The sequence below is a fragment of the Collinsella sp. TM04-29 genome (assembly GCF_003466565.1).
Taxonomy (GTDB): Bacteria; Actinomycetota; Coriobacteriia; order Coriobacteriales; family Coriobacteriaceae; genus Collinsella.
Genome location: NZ_QSPW01000001.1, coordinates 341,139 through 365,341, shown reverse-complemented (window position 1 = coordinate 365,341; position 24,203 = coordinate 341,139). Strand labels below are relative to the sequence as shown.

The 24,203-nt window shown below is 60.8% G+C and carries 21 protein-coding genes; 11 read left to right on the top strand and 10 right to left on the bottom strand.

All coding sequences use genetic code 11. The features are described 5' to 3' along the window. Window positions 1-90: 90 nt before the first annotated feature. The 4 genes from DXD39_RS01645 to DXD39_RS01630 all read right to left on the bottom strand — a co-directional run bounded on the left by DXD39_RS01645 (window position 91) and on the right by DXD39_RS01630 (window position 3,957). Entirely contained in the window at window positions 91-999 is a 909-nt protein-coding gene (locus tag DXD39_RS01645; RefSeq protein ID WP_117802937.1) for a UTP--glucose-1-phosphate uridylyltransferase, read from the bottom strand. Between the two features lie 314 nt (window positions 1,000-1,313). Then, window positions 1,314-1,691, bottom strand: a complete 378-nt coding sequence (rplL, locus tag DXD39_RS01640) for a 50S ribosomal protein L7/L12 (protein ID WP_006235005.1) — start codon at window positions 1,689-1,691, stop codon at window positions 1,314-1,316. 102 nt (window positions 1,692-1,793) lie between these two features. Continuing rightward, on the bottom strand, window positions 1,794-2,315 hold the full coding sequence (gene rplJ, locus DXD39_RS01635; RefSeq protein WP_055250258.1) for a 50S ribosomal protein L10: 522 nt from the start codon (window positions 2,313-2,315) through the stop codon (window positions 1,794-1,796). 505 nt (window positions 2,316-2,820) lie between these two features. Next, complete coding sequence (locus DXD39_RS01630; protein WP_117802936.1) at window positions 2,821-3,957, bottom strand: pyridoxal phosphate-dependent aminotransferase; 1,137 nt, start codon at window positions 3,955-3,957, stop codon at window positions 2,821-2,823. A 92-nt stretch (window positions 3,958-4,049) separates the two neighbouring features. Between DXD39_RS01630 and DXD39_RS01625 the strand changes: the two genes are divergently transcribed. Further along, window positions 4,050-4,712 (top strand): hypothetical protein, encoded by a 663-nt coding sequence (locus DXD39_RS01625; RefSeq protein ID WP_117802935.1) that lies wholly within the window; start codon window positions 4,050-4,052, stop codon window positions 4,710-4,712. 1 nt (window position 4,713) lies between these two features. On the opposite strand, the gene DXD39_RS01620 is transcribed toward DXD39_RS01625, so the two are convergent. The 6 genes from DXD39_RS01620 to DXD39_RS01595 form a co-directional block, all read right to left on the bottom strand. Then, window positions 4,714-5,277, bottom strand: coding sequence for a uracil-DNA glycosylase family protein (locus DXD39_RS01620; RefSeq protein ID WP_117802934.1), 564 nt, complete (start codon window positions 5,275-5,277; stop codon window positions 4,714-4,716). Between the two features lie 3 nt (window positions 5,278-5,280). Continuing rightward, window positions 5,281-6,657, bottom strand: coding sequence for an alpha-amylase family glycosyl hydrolase (locus DXD39_RS01615; RefSeq protein ID WP_117802933.1), 1,377 nt, complete (start codon window positions 6,655-6,657; stop codon window positions 5,281-5,283). 153 nt (window positions 6,658-6,810) lie between these two features. Next, on the bottom strand, window positions 6,811-8,007 hold the full coding sequence (locus tag DXD39_RS01610) for an MFS transporter (protein ID WP_117802932.1): 1,197 nt from the start codon (window positions 8,005-8,007) through the stop codon (window positions 6,811-6,813). Between the two features lie 124 nt (window positions 8,008-8,131). Continuing rightward, a complete protein-coding gene (feoB, locus tag DXD39_RS01605; RefSeq protein WP_117802931.1) occupies window positions 8,132-10,492 on the bottom strand; it encodes a ferrous iron transport protein B in 2,361 nt (786 codons plus the stop codon). Window positions 10,493-10,613: 121 nt separating this feature from the next. Continuing rightward, entirely contained in the window at window positions 10,614-10,934 is a 321-nt protein-coding gene (locus tag DXD39_RS01600) for a hypothetical protein (protein WP_117802930.1), read from the bottom strand. 47 nt (window positions 10,935-10,981) lie between these two features. After that, window positions 10,982-11,881 carry an alpha/beta hydrolase gene (locus DXD39_RS01595; RefSeq protein WP_117802929.1) on the bottom strand — a complete coding sequence of 300 codons (900 nt, stop codon included), beginning with the start codon at window positions 11,879-11,881 and terminating at the stop codon, window positions 10,982-10,984. Window positions 11,882-12,096: 215 nt separating this feature from the next. Between DXD39_RS01595 and DXD39_RS01590 the strand changes: the two genes are divergently transcribed. The 10 genes from DXD39_RS01590 (at window position 12,097) to DXD39_RS01545 (ending at window position 24,170) form a co-directional block, all read left to right on the top strand. Continuing rightward, window positions 12,097-12,687, top strand: a complete 591-nt coding sequence (locus tag DXD39_RS01590) for a PTS glucose transporter subunit IIA (RefSeq protein WP_117765219.1) — start codon at window positions 12,097-12,099, stop codon at window positions 12,685-12,687. Window positions 12,688-12,867: 180 nt separating this feature from the next. After that, entirely contained in the window at window positions 12,868-14,271 is a 1,404-nt protein-coding gene (gene asnS / locus DXD39_RS01585; protein ID WP_117802928.1) for an asparagine--tRNA ligase, read from the top strand. Between the two features lie 258 nt (window positions 14,272-14,529). Beyond that, complete coding sequence (locus DXD39_RS01580; RefSeq protein WP_117802927.1) at window positions 14,530-15,315, top strand: hypothetical protein; 786 nt, start codon at window positions 14,530-14,532, stop codon at window positions 15,313-15,315. 160 nt (window positions 15,316-15,475) lie between these two features. Beyond that, window positions 15,476-16,456, top strand: a complete 981-nt coding sequence (locus tag DXD39_RS01575; protein ID WP_117802926.1) for an ABC transporter substrate-binding protein — start codon at window positions 15,476-15,478, stop codon at window positions 16,454-16,456. A gap of 205 nt (window positions 16,457-16,661) precedes the next feature. Beyond that, window positions 16,662-17,585: an ABC transporter permease gene (locus DXD39_RS01570; RefSeq protein ID WP_117802925.1), complete on the top strand. Its 924-nt coding sequence runs from the start codon at window positions 16,662-16,664 to the stop codon at window positions 17,583-17,585. Then, window positions 17,578-18,372 (top strand): ABC transporter ATP-binding protein, encoded by a 795-nt coding sequence (locus tag DXD39_RS01565; RefSeq protein ID WP_117802924.1) that lies wholly within the window; start codon window positions 17,578-17,580, stop codon window positions 18,370-18,372. Before DXD39_RS01570 ends, DXD39_RS01565 begins: the two co-directional genes overlap by 8 nt. A gap of 157 nt (window positions 18,373-18,529) precedes the next feature. Further along, window positions 18,530-20,557 carry a bifunctional UDP-sugar hydrolase/5'-nucleotidase gene (locus DXD39_RS01560; RefSeq protein WP_117802923.1) on the top strand — a complete coding sequence of 676 codons (2,028 nt, stop codon included), beginning with the start codon at window positions 18,530-18,532 and terminating at the stop codon, window positions 20,555-20,557. A 128-nt stretch (window positions 20,558-20,685) separates the two neighbouring features. Then, window positions 20,686-21,453: a mechanosensitive ion channel family protein gene (locus tag DXD39_RS01555; RefSeq protein ID WP_117802922.1), complete on the top strand. Its 768-nt coding sequence runs from the start codon at window positions 20,686-20,688 to the stop codon at window positions 21,451-21,453. A 93-nt stretch (window positions 21,454-21,546) separates the two neighbouring features. Further along, window positions 21,547-23,463, top strand: coding sequence for a BMP family ABC transporter substrate-binding protein (locus DXD39_RS01550; protein ID WP_117635371.1), 1,917 nt, complete (start codon window positions 21,547-21,549; stop codon window positions 23,461-23,463). Further along, a complete protein-coding gene (locus DXD39_RS01545; protein WP_117635372.1) occupies window positions 23,460-24,170 on the top strand; it encodes a metallophosphoesterase in 711 nt (236 codons plus the stop codon). The genes DXD39_RS01550 and DXD39_RS01545 overlap by 4 nt, the downstream gene beginning before the upstream one ends. The last annotated feature ends 33 nt before the right edge of the window (window positions 24,171-24,203 follow it).

The following is a 24,203-nucleotide window of genomic DNA, read 5'->3' as shown; positions in this document are numbered from 1 at the left end:
TTTCTGTGAACAGAGAGCCAGCAATCGCAGCTCTTATAAAAAACGGGCGCGAACCGAGGTCCACGCCCGTAAATGTCGGTGCCCGATGGCTTACTTGCGCATCAATCCGCCGCGCTCGTCGATGGCGTCCCAGAAGGCATCGGCAAAGCGGGGGTCGTTTGCAGCCATGAGGGCGTTAGTGGCCATCCAACCAGAGGGAGTGCCGGTGTCGTAGCCCGACAGCGGGTCGATGACGACGGCGTACATGGCCTCGCGGTCGAGCGAACGGGCCATGGCGTCGGTGAGCTGGATCTCGCCGCCCTTGCCGGCCTGCTGATCTGCCAGCAAGTCCATGACCAGCGGGCTCAGCAGGTAGCGACCGACGATGTACAGGTTGGACGGAGCCGCCTCGGGAGCGGGCTTCTCGACCAGACCGCCGATGCGCCAGACAGCGCCCGGCTCGGCATCGGCAACGTTCTCGGCGCCCTCGAGCGAACCGACGCGCTCGCCGGCGATAACGCCGTAGCGGCTGACTTCCTCGGGCGAGCAAGCGGCGACGGCGATAACCGAAGCGCCACCGTGCTCCTTGGAAACGGCGAGCATCTTGTCGCAGATATCGCGGTTAGGCACAACGTAGTCGCCCAGAAGAACCAGGAAGTTCTCCCCTGCCACGGCGTCGGCAGCAGAGCGAATAGCATGGCCGAGGCCCTTGGGCTCGTACTGATAACGGAAGTCGACCGGCATACCGCCAGCGTGGGCGACAGCATCGGCATAGGCGTTCTTGCCGCGCTCGCGCAGCAGGTTCTCGAGCGAGCGATCAGGCTGGAAGTAGTTCAGTAGCTCGGGCTTACCGGGAGAAGTAACGATGATGGCATCGTCGACCTCCTCGGGCTCGAGCGCCTCCTCGACGACGTACTGAATGACGGGCTTGTCGAGCACCGGCAGCATCTCTTTGGGCGTGCACTTGGTGCCAGGCAGAAAACGCGTGCCAAGACCGGCGGCGGGGATGATTGCCTTCATGTTATTCAAAGATCCTTTCGCAGGCGCAAAAGCGCCCCGTGCGTGCGGCACACAGCCGCAGACCAAATTGCGATACCCAAGCATCTTACCGCTGGAACTATATGTCGCTACAAGGCAGAGACAATTCTACAGCAGGTCAACGCAAATTATTGCTCGAATGGTGCAATTTTATTGCCCAACGGCAGGGCACCCGATACGACGCAAATCACAGAACATGGCAGTTTGAGCAACCGATGCCGAGGGACCGAAAAACAAAAAAGACGGGGCTCGCAATGCGAACCCCGTCTGCAAAGGAATCTGGCGAGAAAGCCTGATTACTTGAGGGTGACAGCAGCGCCAGCAGCCTCGAGCTTCTCCTTGGCAGCCTCGGCGTCCTCCTTCTTGGCACCCTCGAGAACAGCCTTGGGAGCGCCCTCGACGACCTCCTTGGCCTCCTTCAGGCCAAGGTTGGTGAGCTCACGGACGGCCTTGATGACCTGGATCTTGTTGTCGCCGAAGCCCTCGAGCACGACGTCAAACTCGGTCTTCTCCTCGGCCTCAGCAGCGCCAGCAGCGGGAGCGGCGACAACAGCAGCAGGAGCAGCGGCGGAAACGCCGAAGGTGTCCTCGATAGCCTTGACGAGCTCGGAAGCCTCGAGAAGGGTCATTTCCTTAAGAGCATCGATGATCTCATCGGTGGTAAGCTTAGCCATTTCTAAGTCCTTTCGGTTTCCGTGCGGATGCACGGAGATCAGTTAAAACACGGCGCGAATGCGCCAGGGGTGCGGCGTTGCCGCCGCGGGTGAAAACAGCAACTAGGCTGCCTTCTGCTCGGAGACCTGCTGGATCGAACGAGCGAGACCAGAGGAAACGCCGTTGACGCAGACAGCGATGTCGCGAGCGAAACCGGAGATGAGACCGGCGATCTGGCCGAGAAGCTGATCCTTGGTGGGCAGCTCGGCGATAGCCTTAACATCATCGGCGGAAACGGCCTTGCCGTCGGAGATACCGCCCTTGATCTCAAGGACGCCCTTGGACTTAGCGGAGAAGTCCTTAAGGGCCTTAGCGGCCTCGACCGGCTCGGTCTCGTAGAACACATAAGCGACGGGGCCGGCGAGGATCTCGTCGATCTCGGGCTGCTCCTGGTTCTTGAGAGCGATCTTGACCAGGTTGTTCTTGTAGACCTTCATCTCGGCGCCGCACTCGCGAAGCTGATGACGCAGCTCCTGAGCCTGCTTAACCGTCAGACCGTTGTAGTTGACGACGAACAGACCGGCGTTCTCGGCGATACGGGACTCGATCTCTGCAACCTTGTCGATTTTGTACTGCTGGGGCATGAATTACACCTCCTCAAATTCTTTCCGGGCACGGTCCGCCACAAGGACGTGACGGGGGCATGTCCAAAAAGAAAGCCCCCGCGCTGCATGAGCGACGGGGGCGAGAAGACATATCTACTCGACCACCTCGGCTGGCGGGATATCCCATTAAGCTCGCGGGCGATGCCCGTTTGCACCGGCTGTCTCTGGCAGCGGATTCGTGCGTGAACCGAAAGTATTATGGCGGGGACCCCGGCGTCGGTCAACGGGAAACCGGGCTGCACACAATTCCACCATCCGGCCGCGCCGCCGAAGGCCAGGCGCAAGGTTTTCGCTCGGTCAGGTCCTGGGCTCGCACGAAGAGCACATTAAGTGCTCTTCGGCTCGTGCGGAATCTACGAAAACCTTGCGCCTGGCCTTCGGCGGCGCGGCCTGCGGTGACTTTGGGGCAGCCCGGTTTCCCGTTGGCCGGCGCCCCCACTCATAAGCCTTAAGTCGGTGGGCTGATATGTTGCGTCCCTGATGGCTACAAGGTTGAAAGGAAGGTGGACAGGCGGCGGAGGCCTTCGTCCAGGTCCTTATCGGAAACGCAATAGCTGAGGCGGACGTGGCCTTCGGTGCCGAAGCAGTCGCCCGGGACTAGGGCTACGTTTGCCTCTTCGATGGCTTTGATGCAGAAGTCTTCGCTGGTTAGGCCGAACTTTTTGATGCTCGGGAAAGTGTAGAAGGCTCCTGCGGGCTCTACTACGTCGAGGCCCATGGCGTTTAAGGCTGCGAGTACGCGTTCGCGGCGGGCTCGGTAGACTTTGAGCATGGGGGTTGGGTCGACGGTCAGGGCTCGGGCTGCGGCGTCCATTTCGAAGGAGACAGCACTCGATACTAAGTATTGGTGAGCCTTTGCGATCTCGGCGATGACGGGGGCTGCGGCTGCGAGCCAACCCAAGCGCCAGCCGGTCATGGCCCAGGGCTTGGAGAAGCTCTCGATGACCACCGTCTGGTCGCGCAGCTCCGGATGGCGCTGGGCAAAGCGCTCGTAGCCATCCACATAGACCAGACGGTTGTATACGTCGTCGCAGACTACGTAGATGCCCGCCTGCTCTGCCACGCGCGCCACGGCGTCGAGCGACGCCGTGTTGAGGATGCAGCCCGTAGGATTGTTGGGCGAGCAGATAACGATGGCCTTGGTCGCCGGGGTCACACAGGCGCGAAGCGCATCCTCGTCAATCTGAAATTGCGCAGGCTCCGTATCCAAAAAGACCGCTTTGGCGTGATTGGCTACGACGATGCTCTCGTACAGGCCAAAGGCCGGCGCGGGAATAATGACCTCGTCGCCGGGGTTGAGCATAGCCATGAATGTTGCCGACAGGGCCTCGGTCGCGCCGTCGGTCAGGATGACCTCGTCGGCCGAAAACATAAGGCCCGCGTCCCCCATGTAGGCAGATAACGCCTCGCGCAGGGCGGGGCGACCGTTATTGGGCGGATAGTGCGTGTCACCGCGGTCCAGTGCGGCGGTCACCTCGGCACTAATCACATCGGGCGTGGGAAAATCGGGCTCGCCAAGCGCAAGCGCGATGCATCCCGGGTGCTGAGCGGCGAGTGCGTTAATCCGACGGATGCCGGAGGGCTTGAGCGTGGCAAGCGAGGTATTCATGGGCAGACGCATGGCGTTCCTTTCGTAAGGGTTGCACTAGGATAGCGCGCCCAGCGCCACCAGACGGTGTAACCTAAACGGAAACGAGCCGGAAAGGAGATGGCATGGAGACGACCGCGCGCGGCGATGTACCAAAAACACTGCACACCATTGCGTATATCAGTATTCCCAAGAGCGCCGATCTTGATTTTTTGCTCTGGGACCTGCAGGATGCCATCGCCGCCTATGCTCAACTTTCCGGCACCGCACTCCCCCGCCCGGTCGACTTGAAGGCAAATGACGCCGGCAGCGTTGCCGATGGCATCGTGCTGGCCATTGAAGATGTGGCTGACGATGAGACGTTGACAGCTATCGAGCAGACGCTTGAGCGCTTTGGCGGTACGGGAACGCGCGTCTATGCCGCGATTCGAGCCGCACAAGAGGGCACTGAGCAGGCGCGTGGGGCCGCCGTTCGCCTGCACAAGGCATGTGAGCGCCATGACCAATTGTGGTGTGGCGGCGTTGCCATCTGCGCCGGCAGCGGCATTGCGGCGCTTCGTCGCTCCCCGCGCATGGGACTCTTGCGGCGACCGTTTTCGGAAGCGATGGATAAGCTTGTGGGTGCCGTGCGCATGGGCTGCTCAGTTGAGCACGCCCAGCTGCTCGGCGGCGGCGATGCCGGTAGCGTCAACGCCGACGGCATGGTGCGTGTCGAGCCCGCGCTGCCCGCGCCGATCTGGCACGCCATCATCAAACGCCTCGGCGCCCATGCTCAATCAAATATCTAAATTAGAGAGCAGCCCAGTCAACTGCCTCGCGCCAGCGCTCGACAAGGCGCTCAAGACGCCAAGCCGCATTGGCAGGACTTGTCGAGGGCAGGACGATGGCGGGCAGCCCGGTGCGTTCTTGTAGATAGCGCTTGTAGAGCCGGCCAGCCGTACCACCGTTGCATATCACCTGCTCAATGGGAGCTGCATCGGTAATGCGCTCGATATGTGCCGGCACAACGTTGCGAATGCTCGCGTCGCTCGAGCCCTTAATGTCGCAGCCCTCGATTGCATCCCACAGGGCCACGCCGCCGTTCAGCAGCATGGCCCGCTTGGCGGCAATGGAGGCATCGAGCGTCGCGGGCTCACCGCTTGCCAAAGGATCACCCTCGTTGGGCGGCACAGGCACACCGAGACACGCCGCCGTGACCCGCCAAAAGCGGTTCTGCGGATTGCCATAGTAGAAGGCATTGGCACGCGAGAGCACCGAGGGAAACGACCCCAGCATCAAAACGCGCGAGCGCTCGTCAAACACGGGTTCAAACCCATGCTCAATATGTTGATAGCCCTCGTCGGACGCAGCCATGGCCTAGGCCCTCAACAGATAGCGCACCTCGTAGGGCGCAAGCTCAAGGGAGCCAGCCAGCTCGACCGTGGGCACGCCATCGGCAAGCAGGTCGACAAAGGACCCGTTGAGCTCGCCGGCGCCAAAGGTGTAAGGCTCGCCCACGGCGTTCACCGCCACGAGCACCGTCGCGCCGTCACAGGCGCGCTCGAACAGCAGCTGCTTGTTCTGGATCACCACGTTGCGATAGGCACCGTAGTTGAGAGCACGGGCCGCCGCGTCGTCGGCCGAGCGAAGGTGCGCAAGCTGCGTGATGAACGCCGTCAGCTCGTTGGGCGCAGGCTCATCGAGCGCAGGTCGCAGCGCCCAGTCGCCATCGGGGCCGCCCTTTTCGCCGGCAATTCCCCACTCGCTGCCATAGTAGACACACGGAATGCCCGGCATGCCAAAGAGCATGCCATAGGCGGGACGCAGGCACGACTTGTCGGTGAGGATGCTCGCCAGGCGCGGCACGTCGTGGTTGTCGACAAACGACAGCAGGTGTTTGCCGCGGTAGATGCACCACGGATCGCCGCCAAACTGGCGATGCAGCGAATGGGCAATCTCGAACATGTTGACCGAGTTAAAGCTGGAGTACAGGCCCTTGTAGCACTCGTAGTTGGTGCAGGAGTCAAGCATCTCGTCGTTGACGATCTGGTTGTAGTCGCCGTGGAGCGTCTCGCCGATCAGCACAAAATCGGGCTTGAGCTCGCGGGTAAAGGTATGCAGACGACGCATGAAGTCGCGGTCGAGCATATAGGCAACGTCCAGGCGCAGGCCGTCGACGCCAAACACGTCAGCCCAACGGCGCACGGACTCGAGCAGGTAATCGACCACAGCGGGATTTTGCAGGTTGAGCTTCACAAGTTCAAAATGGCCTTCCCAACCCTCGTACCAAAAGCCGTCGCCATAGCAGGAGTCGCCGTCAAAGCTAATGTGGAACCAGTCCTTGTACGGCGAGTCCCACTTACGCTCCTGCACATCACGGAAGGCCCAGAAGCCGCGGCCGACGTGGTTGAAGACCGCATCGAGCACCACACGGATGCCATGGGCGTGCAGCGTCTCGCATACGGCGGCAAAATCGGCATCCCCGCCCAGGCGGCGGTCGACATGGCGCAGGCTGCGCGTATCATAGCCGTGGCTGTCGGATTCGAGCGGCGGGTTGATGAGCACAGCGCCAACGCCGAGTTCTTGCAGGTAGTCAGCCCATTGGGCGATCTTCATGATGGGTGCATCGGGGTCGGGCGCAGCGTTGGCAGCCTGGGCGAGTTCATCCTCGGCAACGGGAGCGGCGTTTTCGCGCGGAGCTCCGCAAAAGCCCAGCGGATAGATCTGATAGAACGTCGTCTCGTATGCCCACATAGCAACCTCCCGGTAAGCTCAACACAACGATATCCATTGTATGCCCGGCTTGTATCCTCTCCCCCAAAATAAGTTGCGGTGAAATAATTCCTGCTTGGGCCTTCAGAGGCCTTAAACAGGAGCTATTCCACCGCAGCTGATGAGGGGACGTGATTAGGCGACGGGCTTTGCGCGGCGTATGGCTGGGAACAGTACGGTGATGGCAAGGATGACGCCCACGACGGTAATCGCCCCGCCCGCAAAGCCAATCCAAGCGATACCGGGACCCGAAACCACGGCGCCGCCGATTGCGGTGCCCGTGCCGATACCGAGGTTAAACAGGCCCGAGAAGATCGACATGGCGACGGCCGACGAATCCGCCGGCGTGTACTTGATGAGCTCGGCCTGGAACGCAACGTTAAAGGCCGTGGAGCAGCAGCCCCATAGCGCGCAGACGGCAAGCACTGCTACGAGCGACGATGCGACCGGACCCACGAGCAGCAGAGCCACCGGCACGCCGGAGAGCGTGATAGCCAAGAACGGGAAGCGATGCCCATCGAACAGGCGGCCAAACAGCCAGCTTCCGAGCAGACCAGAGCAGCCAAACGCCGTCAGCGTCATGGTAATAGCGCTTGCGTCGACGTGCGCGACCTGCGCCAGGAACGGCTCGATATAGCTGTAACCCGCATAATAGCCGGTCGCCATAAAGACCGTGACCGCGTAGAGCGCAATCAGGAACGGGTTCTTGAGCAGCTCGGGCAGCTGTTTGACGGTAAAGCGCTCGCCCGCCGGCATGGCCGGGAACACCGCGGCCTGGTAGACAACCGCGACAGCCGAGAGGGCCCCGACCACGGCGAATGTCATGCGCCAGCCCACGGCCAGTCCGATGGCGCGGCCGATCGGCAGGCCAAAGATCTGCGCGATGGACGAGCCCGTGGCGATCATGCTAATGGCGAGCGCCCCGTGGCGACTGTCGACCAGGCGCGAGGCCATAATCGAGGCGACCGACCAGAACACGGCATGTGCGCAAGCGACCACCAGGCGCGCACAGACCAGGATGGGATATGTCGGTGCCACAGCGGACAGGAACTGACCCAGAGAAAACACGGCGAGCACGCCGAGCAGCATACGCTTGAACTCAAAGCGCGAGGCAAACACCATGAGTGGCAGCGACAGCAGCATGACGCCCCAAGCATAGACCGAGATCATGATGCCTGCCTGGGCCTCGGTGAGCGAGAACGACGCGGCGATATCAGTCAGAAGGCCGATGGGCATGAACTCCGACGTGTTGAACACGAACGCACAGCAGGCGAGCCCGATAAGCGGGAGCCACTGCTTGAGCGAGATGCCATCTTGTCTTGCCTGAGTCATGTAGGAACCCTCTCCGATTGTCTTGAGCGATGGGCGATTATATAGCAACGGCCCCGCATCCGTCAGCAACAGATGCGGGGCCGTAATCAACTCAATACACAGGGGTTGCGCCGTCAATAAATAGCTAAGCCAACCCCAACAATATGCCCGCCGAATGCACGACAAACGCCACGATCCAGGCGACCGTCACCTGAAACGCCAACACGGCAACGGCATAGCGCGCACCCAGCTCGCTCTTGACGGCACCGATGGCCGCCACGCAGGGCGGGTACAGCAGCGTAAAGACCAGGAACACGTAAGCGGTAAACGGCGAAAACATGGCTGACAGTGCCGCGGGCGAGGTCGCGCCCAAAAGCACCGTGAGGGTCGAGATGACACTCTCCTTGGCGATAAGGCCGGTGACGAGCGCCGTGGATGCTCGCCAATCGCCAAACCCAAGCGGCGCCAGCGCCGGCGCGATGATGCTGCCGAGACCCGCAAGCAGGCTTTGCGACTGATCGGCGACCACATTAAAGCGGATGTCGAACGTCTGAAGGAACCAAATGACCACCGTAGCGGCAAAGATAATGGTGAAGGCCTTGGTGATGAAGTCCTTGGCCTTATCCCATGCCAGCATCACCGTCGTCTTAACGCTCGGCAGGCGGTAATTGGGGAGCTCCATGATAAACGGCACCGGGTCGCCCTTAAATGCCGTGCGGTTGAGCACCAAAGCCGCTATGCATCCGACCGCAATGCCAATCAGATAGAGCGAGACCATGGCGGGAACTGTCGCCTGCGGGAAAAACGCCCCGCACAGCAGACCGTAGACCGGCAACTTGGCCGAACAGCTCATGAACGGCGTGAGCATGACCGTCATCTTGCGGTCGTGCTCGGATGGGAGCGTACGGGTCGACATGATAGCCGGCACGGTGCAGCCAAAACCGACGAGCATGGGCACAAAGCTGCGGCCCGACAGGCCAAAGCGACGCAATACCTTATCCATGACAAAGGCCACGCGCGCCATGTAGCCCGAGTCTTCCAGAATGGAGAGGAACAAGAAGAGCACGACGATGATCGGCAGGAAGGTCAGCACGCTGCCCACGCCCGTGAGAACACCGTCGACGGCCAGCGAGCGCACCACGTCGTTGGTGCCGAACGCCTTGAGACCCGCATCGGCCGAGGCGATGATGGCAGCGATGCCGTCCTCCATAAGTCCCTGCAACGCCGCGCCGATCACGCCAAACGTCAGCCAAAAGACGAGGCCCATGATCACCAGGAACGCCGGAATGGCTGTGTAACGACCTGTCAGGATGCGGTCAATCTTGACGGAGCGCACGTGCTCGCGGCTCTCGTGCGGCTTTACGACGCAGCGCCCGCACACGTCGCCGATAAAGCCGAAGCGCATGTCGGCCAGCGCAGATAGACGGTCGGTGCCGGCCTCGCCCTCCATCTGGGTAATGATGTGCTCGATGGCGTCAAGCTCGTTGCGATCCAGATGAAGTGCCTCGGTCACCAGCTCGTCGCCCTCAACCAGCTTGGTCGCCGCAAAACGCACGGGAATGTGCGCCGTCGCGGCATGGTCCTCGATAAGGTTGGCGATGCCGTGAATGCAGCGATGCAGCGCGCCGCCGTCTGGACCATCGGGCGCGCAGAAGTCCAGGCGACCGGGGCACTCGCGGAACCGCGCCACGTGCAAGGCATGATCCACCAACTCGCCGATGCCCTCGTTGCGGGCAGCGCTAATGGGGACAACAGGCACGCCCAACAGGCTCTCGAGCAGGTTGACGTCCACGGCGCCGCCGTTGGCCGTCACCTCGTCCATCATGTTGAGCGCGATGACCATGGGGCGGTCGAGCTCCATAAGCTGCAGCGTCAGGTACAGGTTACGCTCGATGTTGGTGGCGTCGATGATATCGATGATGGCGTCGGGGTTTTCATCCAAGATGAATTGGCGGCTGACGATCTCTTCGCCCGTGTACGGCGACAGCGAATAGATGCCGGGCAGGTCGGTAACGCCCGCCTCGGGATGGTTACGGATAGTACCGTCCTTGCGGTCGACCGTCACGCCGGGAAAGTTACCGACGTGCTGGTTGGAGCCCGTCAGCTGGTTGAACAACGTAGTCTTGCCGCAGTTTTGGTTGCCGGCAAGGGCGAAATGCAGCGGCGCACCCTCGGGCACGGCCGTTTTTGCCGCACGGGGCGAATACGTCCCCTCGCCAAGTGCCGGGTGCTCCGTCGTGCCGATTGCGGCGTTAGCGCGCGGACCCGTATCGGTGTCGTGAACACCCACGAGCTCGATGCGAGCGGCATCGTCCTTGCGCAGCGTCAACTCGTAGCCACGCAGGCGAATCTCGAGCGGGTCGCCCATGGGGGCGTACTTCATCATGGTGACTTCGGTGCCCGGCGTTAGGCCCATGTCCAAAATATGCTGTCGGAGTGCCTGATCGTCAGATGTCACCGATGCGACAACGGCGTCCTTTCCAATCTCGAGCGTATCGAGCTTCACGCGCTCATCCTTTCGTTAGACGCGGCTAACCGTTTACCGGGGCTAACCAACTCGTAACGACAAATGATAGCGCTCTGAACTATTTTATAAAGTCAAATACCGATGTTTACCTGCGCAAACTTTATGCCGTGCGCCCCGAAAGCTCTTTGCGCATACCGCTCAGCGAGATCGAAACGGAACCCGACCGCGCGGTAGCGATGAGTCGATCACCCTCGACCGACCCCGTGCATGTAAAGGGCACTTTGCCCATCAAGACGTGGGAGATAGTACCCGAGAGCTCAAAAAAATCGCCCTCAGCGCGGGCGCTCGAGAGAGCGATATTGAGACCCCTGACGTTTAGTACTGCCCTGAGCGCGCCGTTCGCCCCGTGTGAAAACGTCACCTCGCCGCGTTTACTCCCCACCGGCGTCTGGGCCGAAACCGCATACGTACCCTCAAGCATGGTTCCTCCTCTGAGCAGGCTTTTTGAAATGGGTAAATAGTCTACTTTTACATATGACGCTCCAGGAAGCGGAAGGCCAGGCGGATCCAGGGACGGACGGAAACCTGCTTGTCCTCGTTGTCGACCGCGGTGTTGGCGTTGCCGAGTGAAAGGCCGTGACCGCCCTGGTCAAAGACGTGCATCTCGCAAGCGACGCCCTCCTCGGCCATGCGCTGCGCAAAGGGATAGACCTGCGCGATCGGCGCCGTCTTGTCGTCGGACACGCCCCACACAAAGGTCGGCGGCATCTGACGCGAAACATGCGTGGTAGGGCAGATATCGGCCAAGTGCTCGTCGGTCGCCTCGCCGCCCGTCACCATCGACAGATAGTCGTTGAGCAAATCGCGCCCCGTCTTACCGCCCGTCTTGGGCACACGCAAGTCAATGCGCGGATCGCGCGTCTGCATGTCGCGCACATAGGCAAAGTCGAGCAGCGGATAGCCCAGCACCACGGCATCGGGACGGATGTCGTCCGGACGCGCCCCGGCAAGTGCCGCGAAGGGGCCGGTCTTCCACTGCGTTGCCAGCGAGGCACAGATCATGCCGCCCGCAGAAAAGCCCACGACGCACACGCGCTTGGGATCGACATGCCACTCGTCGGCATTCGCACGCACCGTGGCGACCATCTTGGCAAGATCTGCCTGGGGGTGCGGAAAGCTCACGTCACCCGTAGAACTCGTGACATAGTTGAGCACAAAGGCCTGGTAGCCGTGATCCAAAAACGCAAACGCCACGGGATCCCGCTCATGCGGAGCGATATGCGTAAACGCACCTCCGCCGCAGATAATCACGGCAGGACGGCGGCCATTCGGTTTATCGGGCAGCGGCTCGGCACCCAAATACGTAAACGTCGCCGGATATTCCTCGGTCGGCTCCTCGCCCCACAGCGCATGGTTCTCGACAATCATATGTGCTCCCTTCGCGCGATTCGTGCGCACTCATTTTCGCCTTCAAGCGTACCCCAGTTGGACCCACGGTGCAGAAACGCTCCCGCAATAAGATTCCCATCAACTGATATATCACATAATCCCAGCTCAGGACCATCGTTGAGCAGCGTAGAATAGGGGCGTTGACCAAGCCGCGAAACACATATGAAACGTTTCCGGCAAACCAAACGCGCGATATGCGCCTATTTAAGTTGGAGGCAACTATGGGTCTGCTCGATTCGCTTAAGTCCACCTTCACCTCGACCGGCGAGGCGTCCATTCCGCCCGCAGCAAGCTTCGCCACCCGCGAAGGCGTCATCTACGCCCCCGTCAACGGCGTGCTCGTCAACCTGGACGAAGTTCCCGACGAGACAATCGCCTCGGGCATGCTTGGCCAGGGCTATGGCATCGAGCCCATTACCGGCACCATCTATGCGCCCGCCAACGGCCGCATCGGCGCCACCACCGTCACCAACCACTCCATCGGCATGATCACCGAGGACGGTCTTCGCGTGTTCATCCATGTCGGCCTGGGCACCGTGGAAATGAATGGCAAGGGTTTTGCCCGCTTTGTCGAGATGGGCGATGTGGTCAAGGCGGGCCAGCCGCTCATCAGCTTCGACCGCGACGCCATTAAGGCCGCTGGTCACGAGGATATCGTGACCGTCATCGTCTCCGAGCTCGATCGCCTTAAGAGCATCGACCATGTCGGCGAGTCCGGAACGCTTATCGGCGGCAACCCGCTTGTCAAGCTGGGCGACCCGCTGCTGGTGGCCAAGACCAAGTAGCCAGGTCCCGCGCTACACAGCCAAAAGACACCACGAAAAGCGCCCGCGACCATTTGGCCGTGGGCGCTTTTCGTTTGAAAACCATCCCGTCAATGCCTTGTCTGTATAGCCCAAATGAGCCGAGCTGCTAGAATATCGAACTGTATGGATAACTATCATTCAACCGTTATGGGAGGATACGTGAACCGCACCAAAATCGCGCAGCTCTATACGCACGCCGAGTCGCTCGGTGGCCAGACCGTCACCGTCGCCGGCTGGGTCAAGTCCGTCCGCGACATGAAAAACTTTGGCTTTGTTACGCTCAACGACGGCAGTTGCTTCCGCGACCTGCAGGTCGTCATGAACCGCGAGGCGCTCGACAACTACGACGAGATCGCCCATCAGAACGTCTCGGCCGCACTCATTTGCACCGGCACCGTCAAGCTGACGCCCGATGCGCCCCAGCCTTTCGAGCTTTCTGCCACTTCCATCGAGGTCGAGGGCGTCAGCGCCCCGGATTACCCGCTGCAGAAGAAGCGCGCGACCGTCGAGTTCCTGCGCACCCAGCAGCACCTGCGCCCGCGCACCAACCTGTTCCGCGCCGTGTTCCGCATCCGCTCTGTCGCGGCTGCAGCCATCCACCGCTTCTTCCAGGAGCAGGGCTTTGTCTACGTCAACACCCCCATCATCACCACGAGTGACTGCGAGGGCGCCGGCGAGATGTTCCGCGTGACCACGCTCGACCCCAAAAACCCGCCCCTCACCGAGTCCGGCGAGGTCGACTGGAGCCAGGACTTCTTTGGCAAGCATGCGAGCCTCACCGTGTCCGGCCAGCTCAATGCCGAGAACTTTGCCATGGCCTTTGGCGACGTGTATACCTTTGGCCCCACCTTCCGCGCCGAAAACTCCAACACCACGCGCCACGCCGCCGAGTTTTGGATGATCGAGCCCGAGATGGCCTTTGCCGATCTGAACGACTACATGGATAACGCCGAGGCCATGCTCAAGTACGTCCTCAAGGACGTTATGGCCACCTGCCCCGACGAGCTCAACATGCTCAACAAGTTTGTGGACAAGGGCCTGCTCGAGCGCCTGGACCACGTGGCAAACTCAGACTTTGCCCGCGTTACCTACACCGAGGCCGTCGAGATCCTGGAGCAGGCCGTCGCCGCCGGTCACAAGTTTGACTATCCCGTGAGCTGGGGCATCGACCTGCAGACCGAGCATGAGCGCTTCCTGACCGAGGAGCACTTTAAGCGCCCGACCTTCGTAACCGACTACCCGGCCGAGATCAAGGCCTTCTATATGCGCATGAACGACGACGGCAAGACCGTCGCCGCCGCCGACTGCTTGGTGCCGGGCATCGGCGAGATCATCGGTGGCTCCCAGCGCGAGGAGCGCCTGGACCTGCTCGAGGCCCGCATCAAGGACCTGGGCATGAATCCCGAGCAGTACAAGTACTATCTGGACCTGCGCCGCTATGGTTCCTGCAAGCACGCCGGCTACGGCTTGGGCTTCGAGCGCCTGGTCATGTACCTGACCGGCGTGGGCAACATCCGCGACGTCCTGCCGCACCCGCGCACCGTGGGCAACGCCGACTTCTAATCGTCGGACGCTAGCTCGCGTCGCCACACGCCAACGCTCATCGCACAAGCGTCTCTCGACATCGGTCGAGAGACGCTTTTTTCAACGGTATCCGTCAAGCTTTTGGCAAGGTTTTGGTCAGTTAGGCAGGGTTGTTGAAAACTCGACCCGCCGTTTGCCGACGACTACCGACCGCCCAGAGCGCCCTGCGCCCCTGGGAAAACCCCGCGTCCTAGGCTCCATACCGTCGCCACCCAAAACGGAAAGGACGTGGGCACCATGACCGAAGCCGCTGTTGAAACCTACGAGACCACGACGAGGGGCGCCGCCTCGATGGCAGCCTATCGCGCCGTTCGTATCTTGCAACTATTAAGCGAAAACACTGGCGAGGACAAGGCCATGCTTTCCGATGAGTTGATCCGGCGCCTCGCCCATCCCGACGACCCCGCCTGCATGCCCATCTCGGCGGCGCGGCGCAGCATCTACACCGCCATCTCCGCACTTCGCCATGCCGGATATGAAATTGAATACAAACGCGGCGTGGGGTATCGGCTCTTGACCCGTCCGCTCACCGACGAAGAGATCATCCGGCTCCACGGCATGGTCATGCGCAACCGTTCTACGCCCATCGCCATCCGAAAAAGCATGGCGCAGCACTTAGTCGCCATGGCGAGTGCCGACGTTCGCGGCTACCTCGATGCACCCGAGCCCGCTCCAAGCGCGGGCAGCAAATCCACCAAGGCCCCGCGCACGCCCGTCAAGCGCATCGACACCTGCGAGCTCATCGAGCAGGCCATCGACCACGGAACCACGGTGAGTTTTGATATTTCGAGCGTCACGGCACGCGGAGAGGTCGAAGTGGCACGGATGACACTCCGGCCCTTTGCCATCAAGCAACGAGACGGCATCTCGTATTTGCTGGGAACGGTCTATGACACCCGAGGCGCCGATGACACGCTGCGTACCGTAGAGATTGGCCGCATGAGAAACGTCACCACGCGTCTCCTCGACGGCAAGAAGCTCTTCGCCGCCCTGGACGAGGACGACACCTCGTCAGCCGCATAGGACCCTTCGCCGCCCATTCGACTACCCGTACCGCCCATCCGATTCTGTATTAAAAAACCCGCCAGGTTATTGTAAAAATGGACATCCGCGCTACTATAGTTCCACTTGTACTTTGTTTGAGTGCAGTGTTTCCAGCCATTTCTATACTGGGGGTAACGATATGAAGGACATCACCATCAGCCGCAGGAGCCTTCTGGTCTCCGCCGGTCTGCTCGCACTGGCCCCGCTTGCCGGATGCGGCGGCAACTCTGGTTCCGGCTCCGCAGCCGCCGGTTCCGACTACACCATCGGCGTTCTACAGCTCACCGAGCACTCCGCACTCGACGCCGCCAATGACGGCTTTGTCAAGGCCATCAAGAAGAGCGGCCTTAAGGTCAAGATCGATCAGAAGAACGCCCAGAACGACCAGTCCACGTGTAAGTCCATCGCCGACAAGTTTGTGGGCGACAACGTCGACCTGATCTACGCCATCGCCACGCCTGCCGCGCAGGCCGCCGCCGGCGCCACGGCCGATATCCCCATCGTGGGCTGCGCCATCACCGACTACGCCGCCTCCGGCCTGGTCCAGGACAACGACAAGCCCGGCACCAACGTCACCGGTGCCTCCGACCTCACCCCGGTCGCCGAGCAGCTCGAGATGATGCAGAAGGTCCTGCCCGACGTAAAGAAGGTCGGTCTGCTCTACTGCACCGCCGAGTCCAACTCCGACGTCCAAATCAAGGCCGCCAAGAAGGAACTCGGCAAGCTGGGCCTGGAGTACACCGACTTCACCGTCTCGAGCTCCAACGAGATCCAGTCCGTCGTCGAGTCCGCCGTGGGCAAGGTCGACGCGCTCTACTCCCCCACCGACAACACCATCGCCGCGGGCGCTTCGCAGGTGGGCCAGATCTGCAAGGAAAACAAGCTTCCCTACGTGACTGGCGAGGAGGGCATGTGCATGGCCGGTGGCCTGTTCACCCTCTCCATCAACTACGAGGATCTGGGCTACGCCGCGGGCGAGATGGCCGTCAAGATCCTGAAGGGCGAGGCCAAGGCCGAGGATATGCCGATCAAGCACCTCTCGAGCAAGGACCTGGTCGTCGTCAAGAATGACGAGATGGCCGAGGCACTGGGCATCGACCTTTCCGCTCTGGACGAGTAGCGCCCATGTGCGGCAACGCGGTTAGGGCCCGTGCTTGCGCCATAGCTGCGTTATTCAATATCTGAGCCATTGGGGCGAACGCTAAAGGCCGGCGTTCGCCCTGCTTGTTTCAGGTAAAACAAAACGTCTGTCCGCCGCTCTTTTATGCATTGGTACCGCTATTATGGAAAATCACGTGTCCACCCTATCCTAGGAGGTATGAAGCATGCTCATTGCATTGCAGGGCGCCGTTTCGCAGGGCGTCCTCTGGGGCATTATGGTGCTTGGCGTGTTTATCACGTTCCGCCTGCTCGACATCCCCGATATGACCTGCGACGGCAGCTTTGCCCTCGGCGGCTGTGTCTGCGCCGTGCTCATCGTCAACAATAACGTCGACCCCTTACTCGCCGTGCTGGCCGGCATGTGCGCCGGCGCCATCGCGGGCGCCGTCACGGGCATCTTGACCACCGTCTTTGAGATTCCCGCAATCCTCGCCGGAATCCTTACGCAGATCAGTCTGTGGTCCATCAACCTGCGCATCATGGGCAAGTCCAACACGCCCATCCTCGCCAAGGGCACCATCTTCTCGTCCGTCAGCAACATGACCGGCCTGCCGCAGTCCACCGTTGCCATTATCTTGGGCATCTTGCTCGCCGTGGCTATCGTTGCCATCCTGTATTGGTTCTTTGGCACCGAGATCGGCTCGGCACTGCGCGCTACCGGCAACAACGAGTACATGATCCGCGCCCTGGGCGTCAACACCAACTCCACCAAGATGATCGCCCTCGTGCTCTCCAACGCCCTCATCGGCCTCTCTGGCGCGCTTATCTGCCAGAGCCAAAAGTATGCCGACATTGGCATGGGTACCGGCGCCATCGTTATCGGTCTTGCCGCTATTGTTATCGGCGAGGTGCTCGGCCGCCTGCTGCCCGGCGGTCTCACGCAGTTTAGCGTCCGTCTTGCCTCCGCCGTCTTTGGCTCCGTGGTGTACTTCCTCATCCGCGCCATCGTGCTGCAGTTGGGCATGGACGCCAACGACATGAAGCTGCTCTCCGCAGTGATCGTCGCCGTGGCCCTGTGCGTGCCCGTGGTTTGGGAGCGTTATAAGCTCCGCAGCTCCTACACGAAGGGGGATGAGGCAGATGCTTAAGCTCTCGCACGTCAAGAAGACCTTTAACAAGGGCACCGTCACCGAGAAGCGCGCGCTTACCGGCGTCGACCTTACCCTCAATGATGGCGACTTTGTAACCGTGATCGGCGGCAACGGCGCCGGCAAGTCCACGCTGCTCAATATGATCGCCGGCGTGTATCCGCTCGATTCGGGTGTCATTGAGCTCGACGGCACCGACATCTCGCGCCTGAGCGAGTCGCAGCGCGCAAAGTACCTGGGCCGCGTGTTCCAGGACCCCATGCGCGGCACCGCAGCCGACATGCAGATCGCCGAGAACCTGGCCCTCGCCAAGCGCCGTGGCCAACGTCGCGGTCTTTCGTGGGGCGTCACCAAGGCCGAGAAGGACGAGTACGTTGAGTCGCTCAAGCGCCTGGACCTTGGTCTGGACACGCGCCTCAACGCCAAGGTCGGCCTGCTCTCGGGCGGGCAGCGCCAGGCACTCACCCTGCTCATGGCCACGCTCACCAAGCCGCGCCTGCTGCTGCTCGACGAGCACACCGCGGCCCTCGACCCCAAGACGGCCTCTAAGGTGCTCAATCTGACCGAGGAGATTGTCGACGAAAACCATCTGACCACGCTCATGGTTACGCACAACATGAATGACGCTATCCGTCTGGGCAACCGTCTGATCATGATGCACGAGGGCCATGTGATCTACGACGTGGCCGGCGACGAGAAGAAGTCGCTCACCGTAGCCGACCTGCTACAGAAGTTCGAGGAGGTCTCGGGCGGCGAGCTCGCCAACGACCGCATGCTGCTGAGCTAAACCTACCAAAAAGGGACAGGTTTATTTTGGCAGGTTTTATCTGCGCAAACGTCAAAACCGCCGCAAAGGGACAGACGCCCTTGCGGCGGTTTTCGCATATTATGTCGATAATCCGATATTCAACCAGACTTTCTGGCTAAGGACTAAGGAAACTGCCATGAAAAGACTCCCCCGCCTTGCGTTAGCCGCCGCGTTGTTTGCCGGCTCGCTCGCAGGCATCCCAAGCCTCGCTTTCGCGGGGAACCTGCCCGCCGCTATTGACGGCTCCGTGGCCGTCATGCACACCAACGATATCCACGGCAGCTACAAGTACAGCTACAACGCAAGCAAGGGCACCGGCACTGTGGGCTTTGACGGACTGGCGGTTCTCTATAGCGCCCAAAGCAGCGCCCCCGATCTTTTGCTCGATGCGGGCGATACCTTCCACGGGCAGTCCTTTGCCACCATGAGCGAGGGCAAGAGCATCGCCGAGCTCATGGACACCTTCTATGCAGACGGCTACGACGCGACCACGCCGGGCAACCACGACTGGAGCTACGGCGCGGACAAGCTCCGCACCATGACCGGCTACAGCCCCACCGGCACGCCCTTCGCCATGCTCTGCGCGAACGCGAAGTCTACGAGCGGCGTATGGAGCTCGAGTATCACCAAGACGCTCGATCGCACCTGGGAGGATAGCGAAGATCACTCCACATTCGACTACAAAATCAAGGTCGGCGTCGTGGGTGCCATGGATGAGTCGCTGGAATCCTCGCTGCGCGCGGACCTGGTCGCGGGTACGTCGTTCTCGAGTGCCGCGAACGCCATCAATGCCGAGGCCAAGCGACTGCGCGAGACGGAGGGCTGCAACGTTGTCGTCTGTATCGCGCACACGCTCAACGCCAAGACCTTTGCTGCAAAGCTCGTTGGGGTCGATGCACTGGTCGCGGGCCACGAGCACATCAACTTAGACGAAAACGTGACGGGGGCTGACGGCAAGTCGGTCCGCGTCGTCGAGGCGGGCAGCGCCTTTGCCGAGGTGGGGCTGCTTTCCATTCCGTACAAGTACGACACGAATGGCACCGAGACGACCGACGATGACACGGTCACGGTCCCTGCAGACGGCAGTGACGAGAAGCTCTACACCGCCAAGAACGTCAACGACCTTTTGGCAGACCCCGACAAGGGCTCCGACTACCAAAGCCGCCTTGAAGCCGTCCGCAACAAGATCAAGCCGCTCGACGAGGCCTTTGAAAACGAATCGAACAAGGTGCTCGGCACATCCACCACCAACTATTTCTACGGCGAGGACGCCGCAGGCACGCATGGTTGGGAAATGGTGCGCACCACCGATTTCCGCCCCAGCAAGGAGGGCGACACCACCAAGGCCCAGACCATCGGCCATGTGATCTGCGGCTCCTATCTTGACCTGACGGGCGCAGACCTTGCCATCGAGAACGCGGGTGGCATCCGCGGCGGCATCGCTGCAGGCGATGTGACCGCAGGCAACGTCATCGCCATCTCGCCCTACGGCAACACCGTGGAGACCTGGACCATGACCGGTGCGGACTTCCTCGCAGCGCTCGAGCATTCGCTGCAGATCAGCGACGAGTGCAATCACAGTTATGAGCTTCAGCAAGCCTACGTTGCAGCCGGCCATACCGAGCAGGAAGCGCAAGACAAGTACAAGTGGCGCGATGACTCTGGCAGCGTTCTCTCCTTTGGCGGCATCAACGTGACGATTGATTGGACGCAGCCCGAAGGCAAGCGCATTGTGAGTGCCACACTCGCCAAGGACGGCAGCACGCTCGATCCCACCAAGACCTATACCGTCGCCACCAACAACTACATCATTACCAACACGACCGACTTCCCCACCTTCGCACACGCCACCAAGCGCACCGAGTGGGGCACGTGTGAGGCGGCGCTGAGGGCGCTGATTGGGCAAAACGGCTGGGAGAGCAAGATGGCCGGACTCGCCGGCACCATCAGCTTCGGCTCCGCAGCCGTGGACCCCACGCCCACACCGGCCCCGACGCCTAAGCCCTCGCCTAAGACGGACACGACGACCACGAAGGTCATCACCAAGAAGACGACCGGCAAGCTCGCCGCAACGGGAGACCGCACGCTAGCCGTGATTGGCGCATGCCTCATCGGCGGCATCGTCATCATCATTCTCGGCATTATCTGGAAGCGTCGACGCTAAGCTACACCGCCGGGCCTTGCAGCCCCGCCGCATAAACCTTATATCGAGCACAGAAGCCCGTCCGAATTTGATCGGACGGGCTTCTTGGTGGGTATCATGGTTGGATGATCATGAGGAGGTTTCCCTACATGGAATTGTTTGAGCCAATTCTTCATTTCTTTGCACAACGATGGGTCCACAACATCATCTGGACCGGTATCTTGGCCATCGGCACCGCCGTTGCCGCCAAAATCGCGTCCAAGACCCTGCACCACCTGCTTAACCGCGATGATAACCCGCTCCCAGCATCGAGCATCTTCATCAACATCACACGCGCCGTCATCTGGATGATCGGCGGCAGCTTTATCCTCGACAACTGTTTTGGCATTAATGCAAACGCCCTCGTCGCCGCTCTTGGCGTCGGCGGCATCGCCATCTCGCTCGGCTTTCAGGACACGCTGTCGAACCTTATCGGCGGTATGCAGGTGACCTTCATGGGCATCATCAAGCCCGGCGACAATATCGAGGTCGGCGGCGTGTCGGGCGTGGTCCAAGACATCACCTGGCGCCACACGACCATCGAGGATGCCTGCGGGCAGACCATCATTGTGCCCAACTCCAACATCTCCAAGAACACGCTCGTGCATCTGATGCCCTTTGGGCGCGTGGCCGTGCCCGTTGCCGTAAAGGACACGTCTAAGTGGGCCTCGCTGGACGCGCTGGCAGATGAGCTTACCGACGCCACCAAGGCCGCGGTGCTTCCCATCTCTGGCTTTGACAAGGAGCCGTACGTGCTCTTTAGCGAGATCGGCGACTTTGGCGTCAAGGGCAAAATCATCTTTATCGTCAGCGACGATAGCACCACCTTCACGGCAACCGACGCCTGCATTCGTGCCATCGCCCCCATCATCGCCTAAACTACCACAAAGGGGACAGGCACCTTTGTGGTAGTTTCGCATCGTGGTACCATGGTTCATATCGTTGTTTAAACGACTAAGGGAGTAGACACCATGGAAGAGGCCTATCGTCAAGCACGCAAGCGCGGCGAGCAGGGACGCCGTCGCGCCATCAGCCAAAGCGAGCACCCGTACCTTACGGACCTCGACAGCTTGGTTGCCCAGCTCCCCTTAGGTCAGCGAGAGAGCGTCGGCCTGCGGGATATTCCGCTCGAAATGGTCGTCGGCACGGTTACCAAGGGCCGTCAGTCTGCCTTTTCGTGCAACTTTATGCCCCTGTTGCCATTTAGCACCGAGTTCGCCCGCAAGTGGTCCAACCTCTACGACATCCAGGTGACCGAGGGCTATCGCGACCCCATCATCGTCACCGAGTTCATGCATCGGTTTTACGTCCAAGAGGGCAACAAGCGCGTCAGCGTCCTCAAATTCCTGGACGCCCCGACGGTTTCGGCCAAGATTACCCGTCTCTACCCCGGCACATGGGATTCCGTCGAAAGCCGCCTATACGGTGAGTTCTGCGCGTTTTGGCGCGTCTGCCCCCTATACGAGATCGAGTTCTCGCGTGAGGGCAGCTACGAGACACTCGCCAAGATGCTCGGTCAGAACCTTATCGAAAAATGGCCGCAGAAAAAGGTCGACTACCTGCGCCACACCTTCCTACTCTTTAAGCGCGCCTACCTGCGCGCGGGCGGCGACCACCTGGACATTACGCCCGCCGACGCCATGCTCGTCTACCTCAATGTGTACAACCAGGACCGCCTGCTGGATACGCCGACGGATATCGTCGTAAACCGCCTGTGCAAAATTTGGCGCGAGCTGGTCATTGCCGGCAAAAATGACGAGGACAAGGTCGATCTTGTCGAAGCGCCGAGTGTCGATGAGGAAGAGTCGCCCGCCAAGTCCACCTCCGGTGTGCTCAACTTCTTTATGGGCAAGACCGTCTATTCGGCGGCCAATCCCCTGCGCATCGCCTTTATCCATGAATTCCCTTGTGCAACGTCGAGCTGGGACAGCCTACACGACCAAGGGCGTCAGTATCTCGACGAGCACTTTGGCGGTATCGTGCGCACCGAGGCGTTCGAGGACTGCCACGATCCGGACGTGTTCTACGCCGCCGTGGAAACGGCTGTCAAACATGGAGACAACGTCATCTTCTCGACCTCGCACCGCCTGATGGAATACACGCTCAGGGCAGCCGTTGAGTATCCCCAGGTTCGGTTCCTTAACTGTTCTATCGGCCTTCCCCACCAAAGCGTCCGTTCGTACTTTGGCAAGATGTACGAGGCCAAGTTCCTCCTGGGCGCCCTTGCGGCTAGCATGGCGGACAACCATCGCATTGGCTACCACGCGTCGGTCTTTGCGTCGGGCGCGCTTAGCGAGATCAACGCCTTTGCCATCGGCGCCTCGCTGCTCGACCCTCGCGCGCAGGTAATCCTCACCTGGGGCGATGTACCCGCCGGCGGTCTTGCCGAGGCCATGTGCCGCGAAGGCGTGAGTGTTATGACCGGTGTCGACATGTCCAAGTCGCTGGAGGACCCCACGGCCTACGGACTCCACCGCCTGGTCGATGGCAAGGTCGTCGGCATCGCCATGCCGGTATGGAACTGGGGCCGTTACTACGAGCTTATCGTGCGAAGCCTGCTGCATGGCACCTGGGATGAGACCAGTGACAACAGCCAGGTTCGCGCCGTCAACTACTGGTATGGTATGAGCTCGGGCGTTATCGACATTCGCTACGCTCCGGGCCTGCCCTATCAGACGCGCAAGCTTGTTCAGCTACTGCGCAATGGCATCGTCGAGGGCTCCATCAATCCATTTGGCGGCGAGCTCCATAGCCAAGACGGCGTGGTGCAGATCGAGGGCTTTCCCCCACTGCCGAGCACGCAAATCGTCGAGATGGACTGGCTGGCCGACAACGTGGTGGGCACCATTCCGCAACTCGACGATGAGCCGAAGGTCCGCGCCCTATGAAAATCCTTGCCATAGCCGATACCGAAGAGCGATGCCTGTGGGAGTGCTTTCGCAAGGAGCGCTTTGAGGACGTTGACCTGATTCTATCCGCAGGCGACCTGGATCCGGACTATCTTGAGTTTTTGGTCACTGTCATCAACAAACCGCTTGTGTACGTTCGTGGCAACCACGACGACCGCTACGCGCGCCATGCACCGGGCGGGTGCATTTGTGTTGAGGACAGCGTATATGTGTACCGAGGTATTCGCATTGCGGGTCTGGGCGGTTCCATGCGCTACCGCGACGGCGCGAACATGTATACCGAGCGCGAGATGGCAAAACGCATGCGCAAGCTATCGCGAAAAATCGCACTGGTAGACGGATGCGATATTCTACTTACCCATGCACCCGTCGCAGGCATGGGCGACCTGGACGACCTGCCGCATCGAGGATTCGAGTGCTTTAATGCGGCTCTTGAGTCTTGGGGTCCCGACTATATGATTCACGGGCATGTGCACCAAAGCTACGGCCCCAACTTTCAACGCGAGCGCCAACACCCATGCGGAACGAAGATTGTCAACGCCTGCGGCTATACCAAGATCGAAATTGACGAGGCGCGCTACCCCACGCGCGGTTGGAAGGCCGCTTGGCTCAACTCGCAAACCATGCGCCGCGAGCTCAAACGCCACGAAGCAATCGAGTCTTCAACCGCCAGAACCCCCTGGTAACTGCCAACAACCACCACGAAGGGGATAGGCACC

Coding starts and splice junctions, on each gene's coding strand:
- DXD39_RS01645 (WP_117802937.1), bottom strand. CDS start 999: ATGAAGGCAATCATCCCCGCCGCCGGTCTTGGCACGCGTTTTCTGCCT.
- rplL (WP_006235005.1), bottom strand. CDS start 1,691: ATGGCTAAGCTTACCACCGATGAGATCATCGATGCTCTTAAGGAAATG.
- rplJ (WP_055250258.1), bottom strand. CDS start 2,315: ATGCCCCAGCAGTACAAAATCGACAAGGTTGCAGAGATCGAGTCCCGT.
- DXD39_RS01630 (WP_117802936.1), bottom strand. CDS start 3,957: ATGCGTCTGCCCATGAATACCTCGCTTGCCACGCTCAAGCCCTCCGGC.
- DXD39_RS01625 (WP_117802935.1), top strand. CDS start 4,050: ATGGAGACGACCGCGCGCGGCGATGTACCAAAAACACTGCACACCATT.
- DXD39_RS01620 (WP_117802934.1), bottom strand. CDS start 5,277: ATGGCTGCGTCCGACGAGGGCTATCAACATATTGAGCATGGGTTTGAA.
- DXD39_RS01615 (WP_117802933.1), bottom strand. CDS start 6,657: ATGTGGGCATACGAGACGACGTTCTATCAGATCTATCCGCTGGGCTTT.
- DXD39_RS01610 (WP_117802932.1), bottom strand. CDS start 8,007: ATGACTCAGGCAAGACAAGATGGCATCTCGCTCAAGCAGTGGCTCCCG.
- DXD39_RS01600 (WP_117802930.1), bottom strand. CDS start 10,934: ATGCTTGAGGGTACGTATGCGGTTTCGGCCCAGACGCCGGTGGGGAGT.
- DXD39_RS01595 (WP_117802929.1), bottom strand. CDS start 11,881: ATGATTGTCGAGAACCATGCGCTGTGGGGCGAGGAGCCGACCGAGGAA.
- DXD39_RS01590 (WP_117765219.1), top strand. CDS start 12,097: ATGCGCCTATTTAAGTTGGAGGCAACTATGGGTCTGCTCGATTCGCTT.
- DXD39_RS01580 (WP_117802927.1), top strand. CDS start 14,530: ATGACCGAAGCCGCTGTTGAAACCTACGAGACCACGACGAGGGGCGCC.
- DXD39_RS01575 (WP_117802926.1), top strand. CDS start 15,476: ATGAAGGACATCACCATCAGCCGCAGGAGCCTTCTGGTCTCCGCCGGT.
- DXD39_RS01570 (WP_117802925.1), top strand. CDS start 16,662: ATGCTCATTGCATTGCAGGGCGCCGTTTCGCAGGGCGTCCTCTGGGGC.
- DXD39_RS01565 (WP_117802924.1), top strand. CDS start 17,578: ATGCTTAAGCTCTCGCACGTCAAGAAGACCTTTAACAAGGGCACCGTC.
- DXD39_RS01560 (WP_117802923.1), top strand. CDS start 18,530: ATGAAAAGACTCCCCCGCCTTGCGTTAGCCGCCGCGTTGTTTGCCGGC.
- DXD39_RS01555 (WP_117802922.1), top strand. CDS start 20,686: ATGGAATTGTTTGAGCCAATTCTTCATTTCTTTGCACAACGATGGGTC.
- DXD39_RS01550 (WP_117635371.1), top strand. CDS start 21,547: ATGGAAGAGGCCTATCGTCAAGCACGCAAGCGCGGCGAGCAGGGACGC.
- DXD39_RS01545 (WP_117635372.1), top strand. CDS start 23,460: ATGAAAATCCTTGCCATAGCCGATACCGAAGAGCGATGCCTGTGGGAG.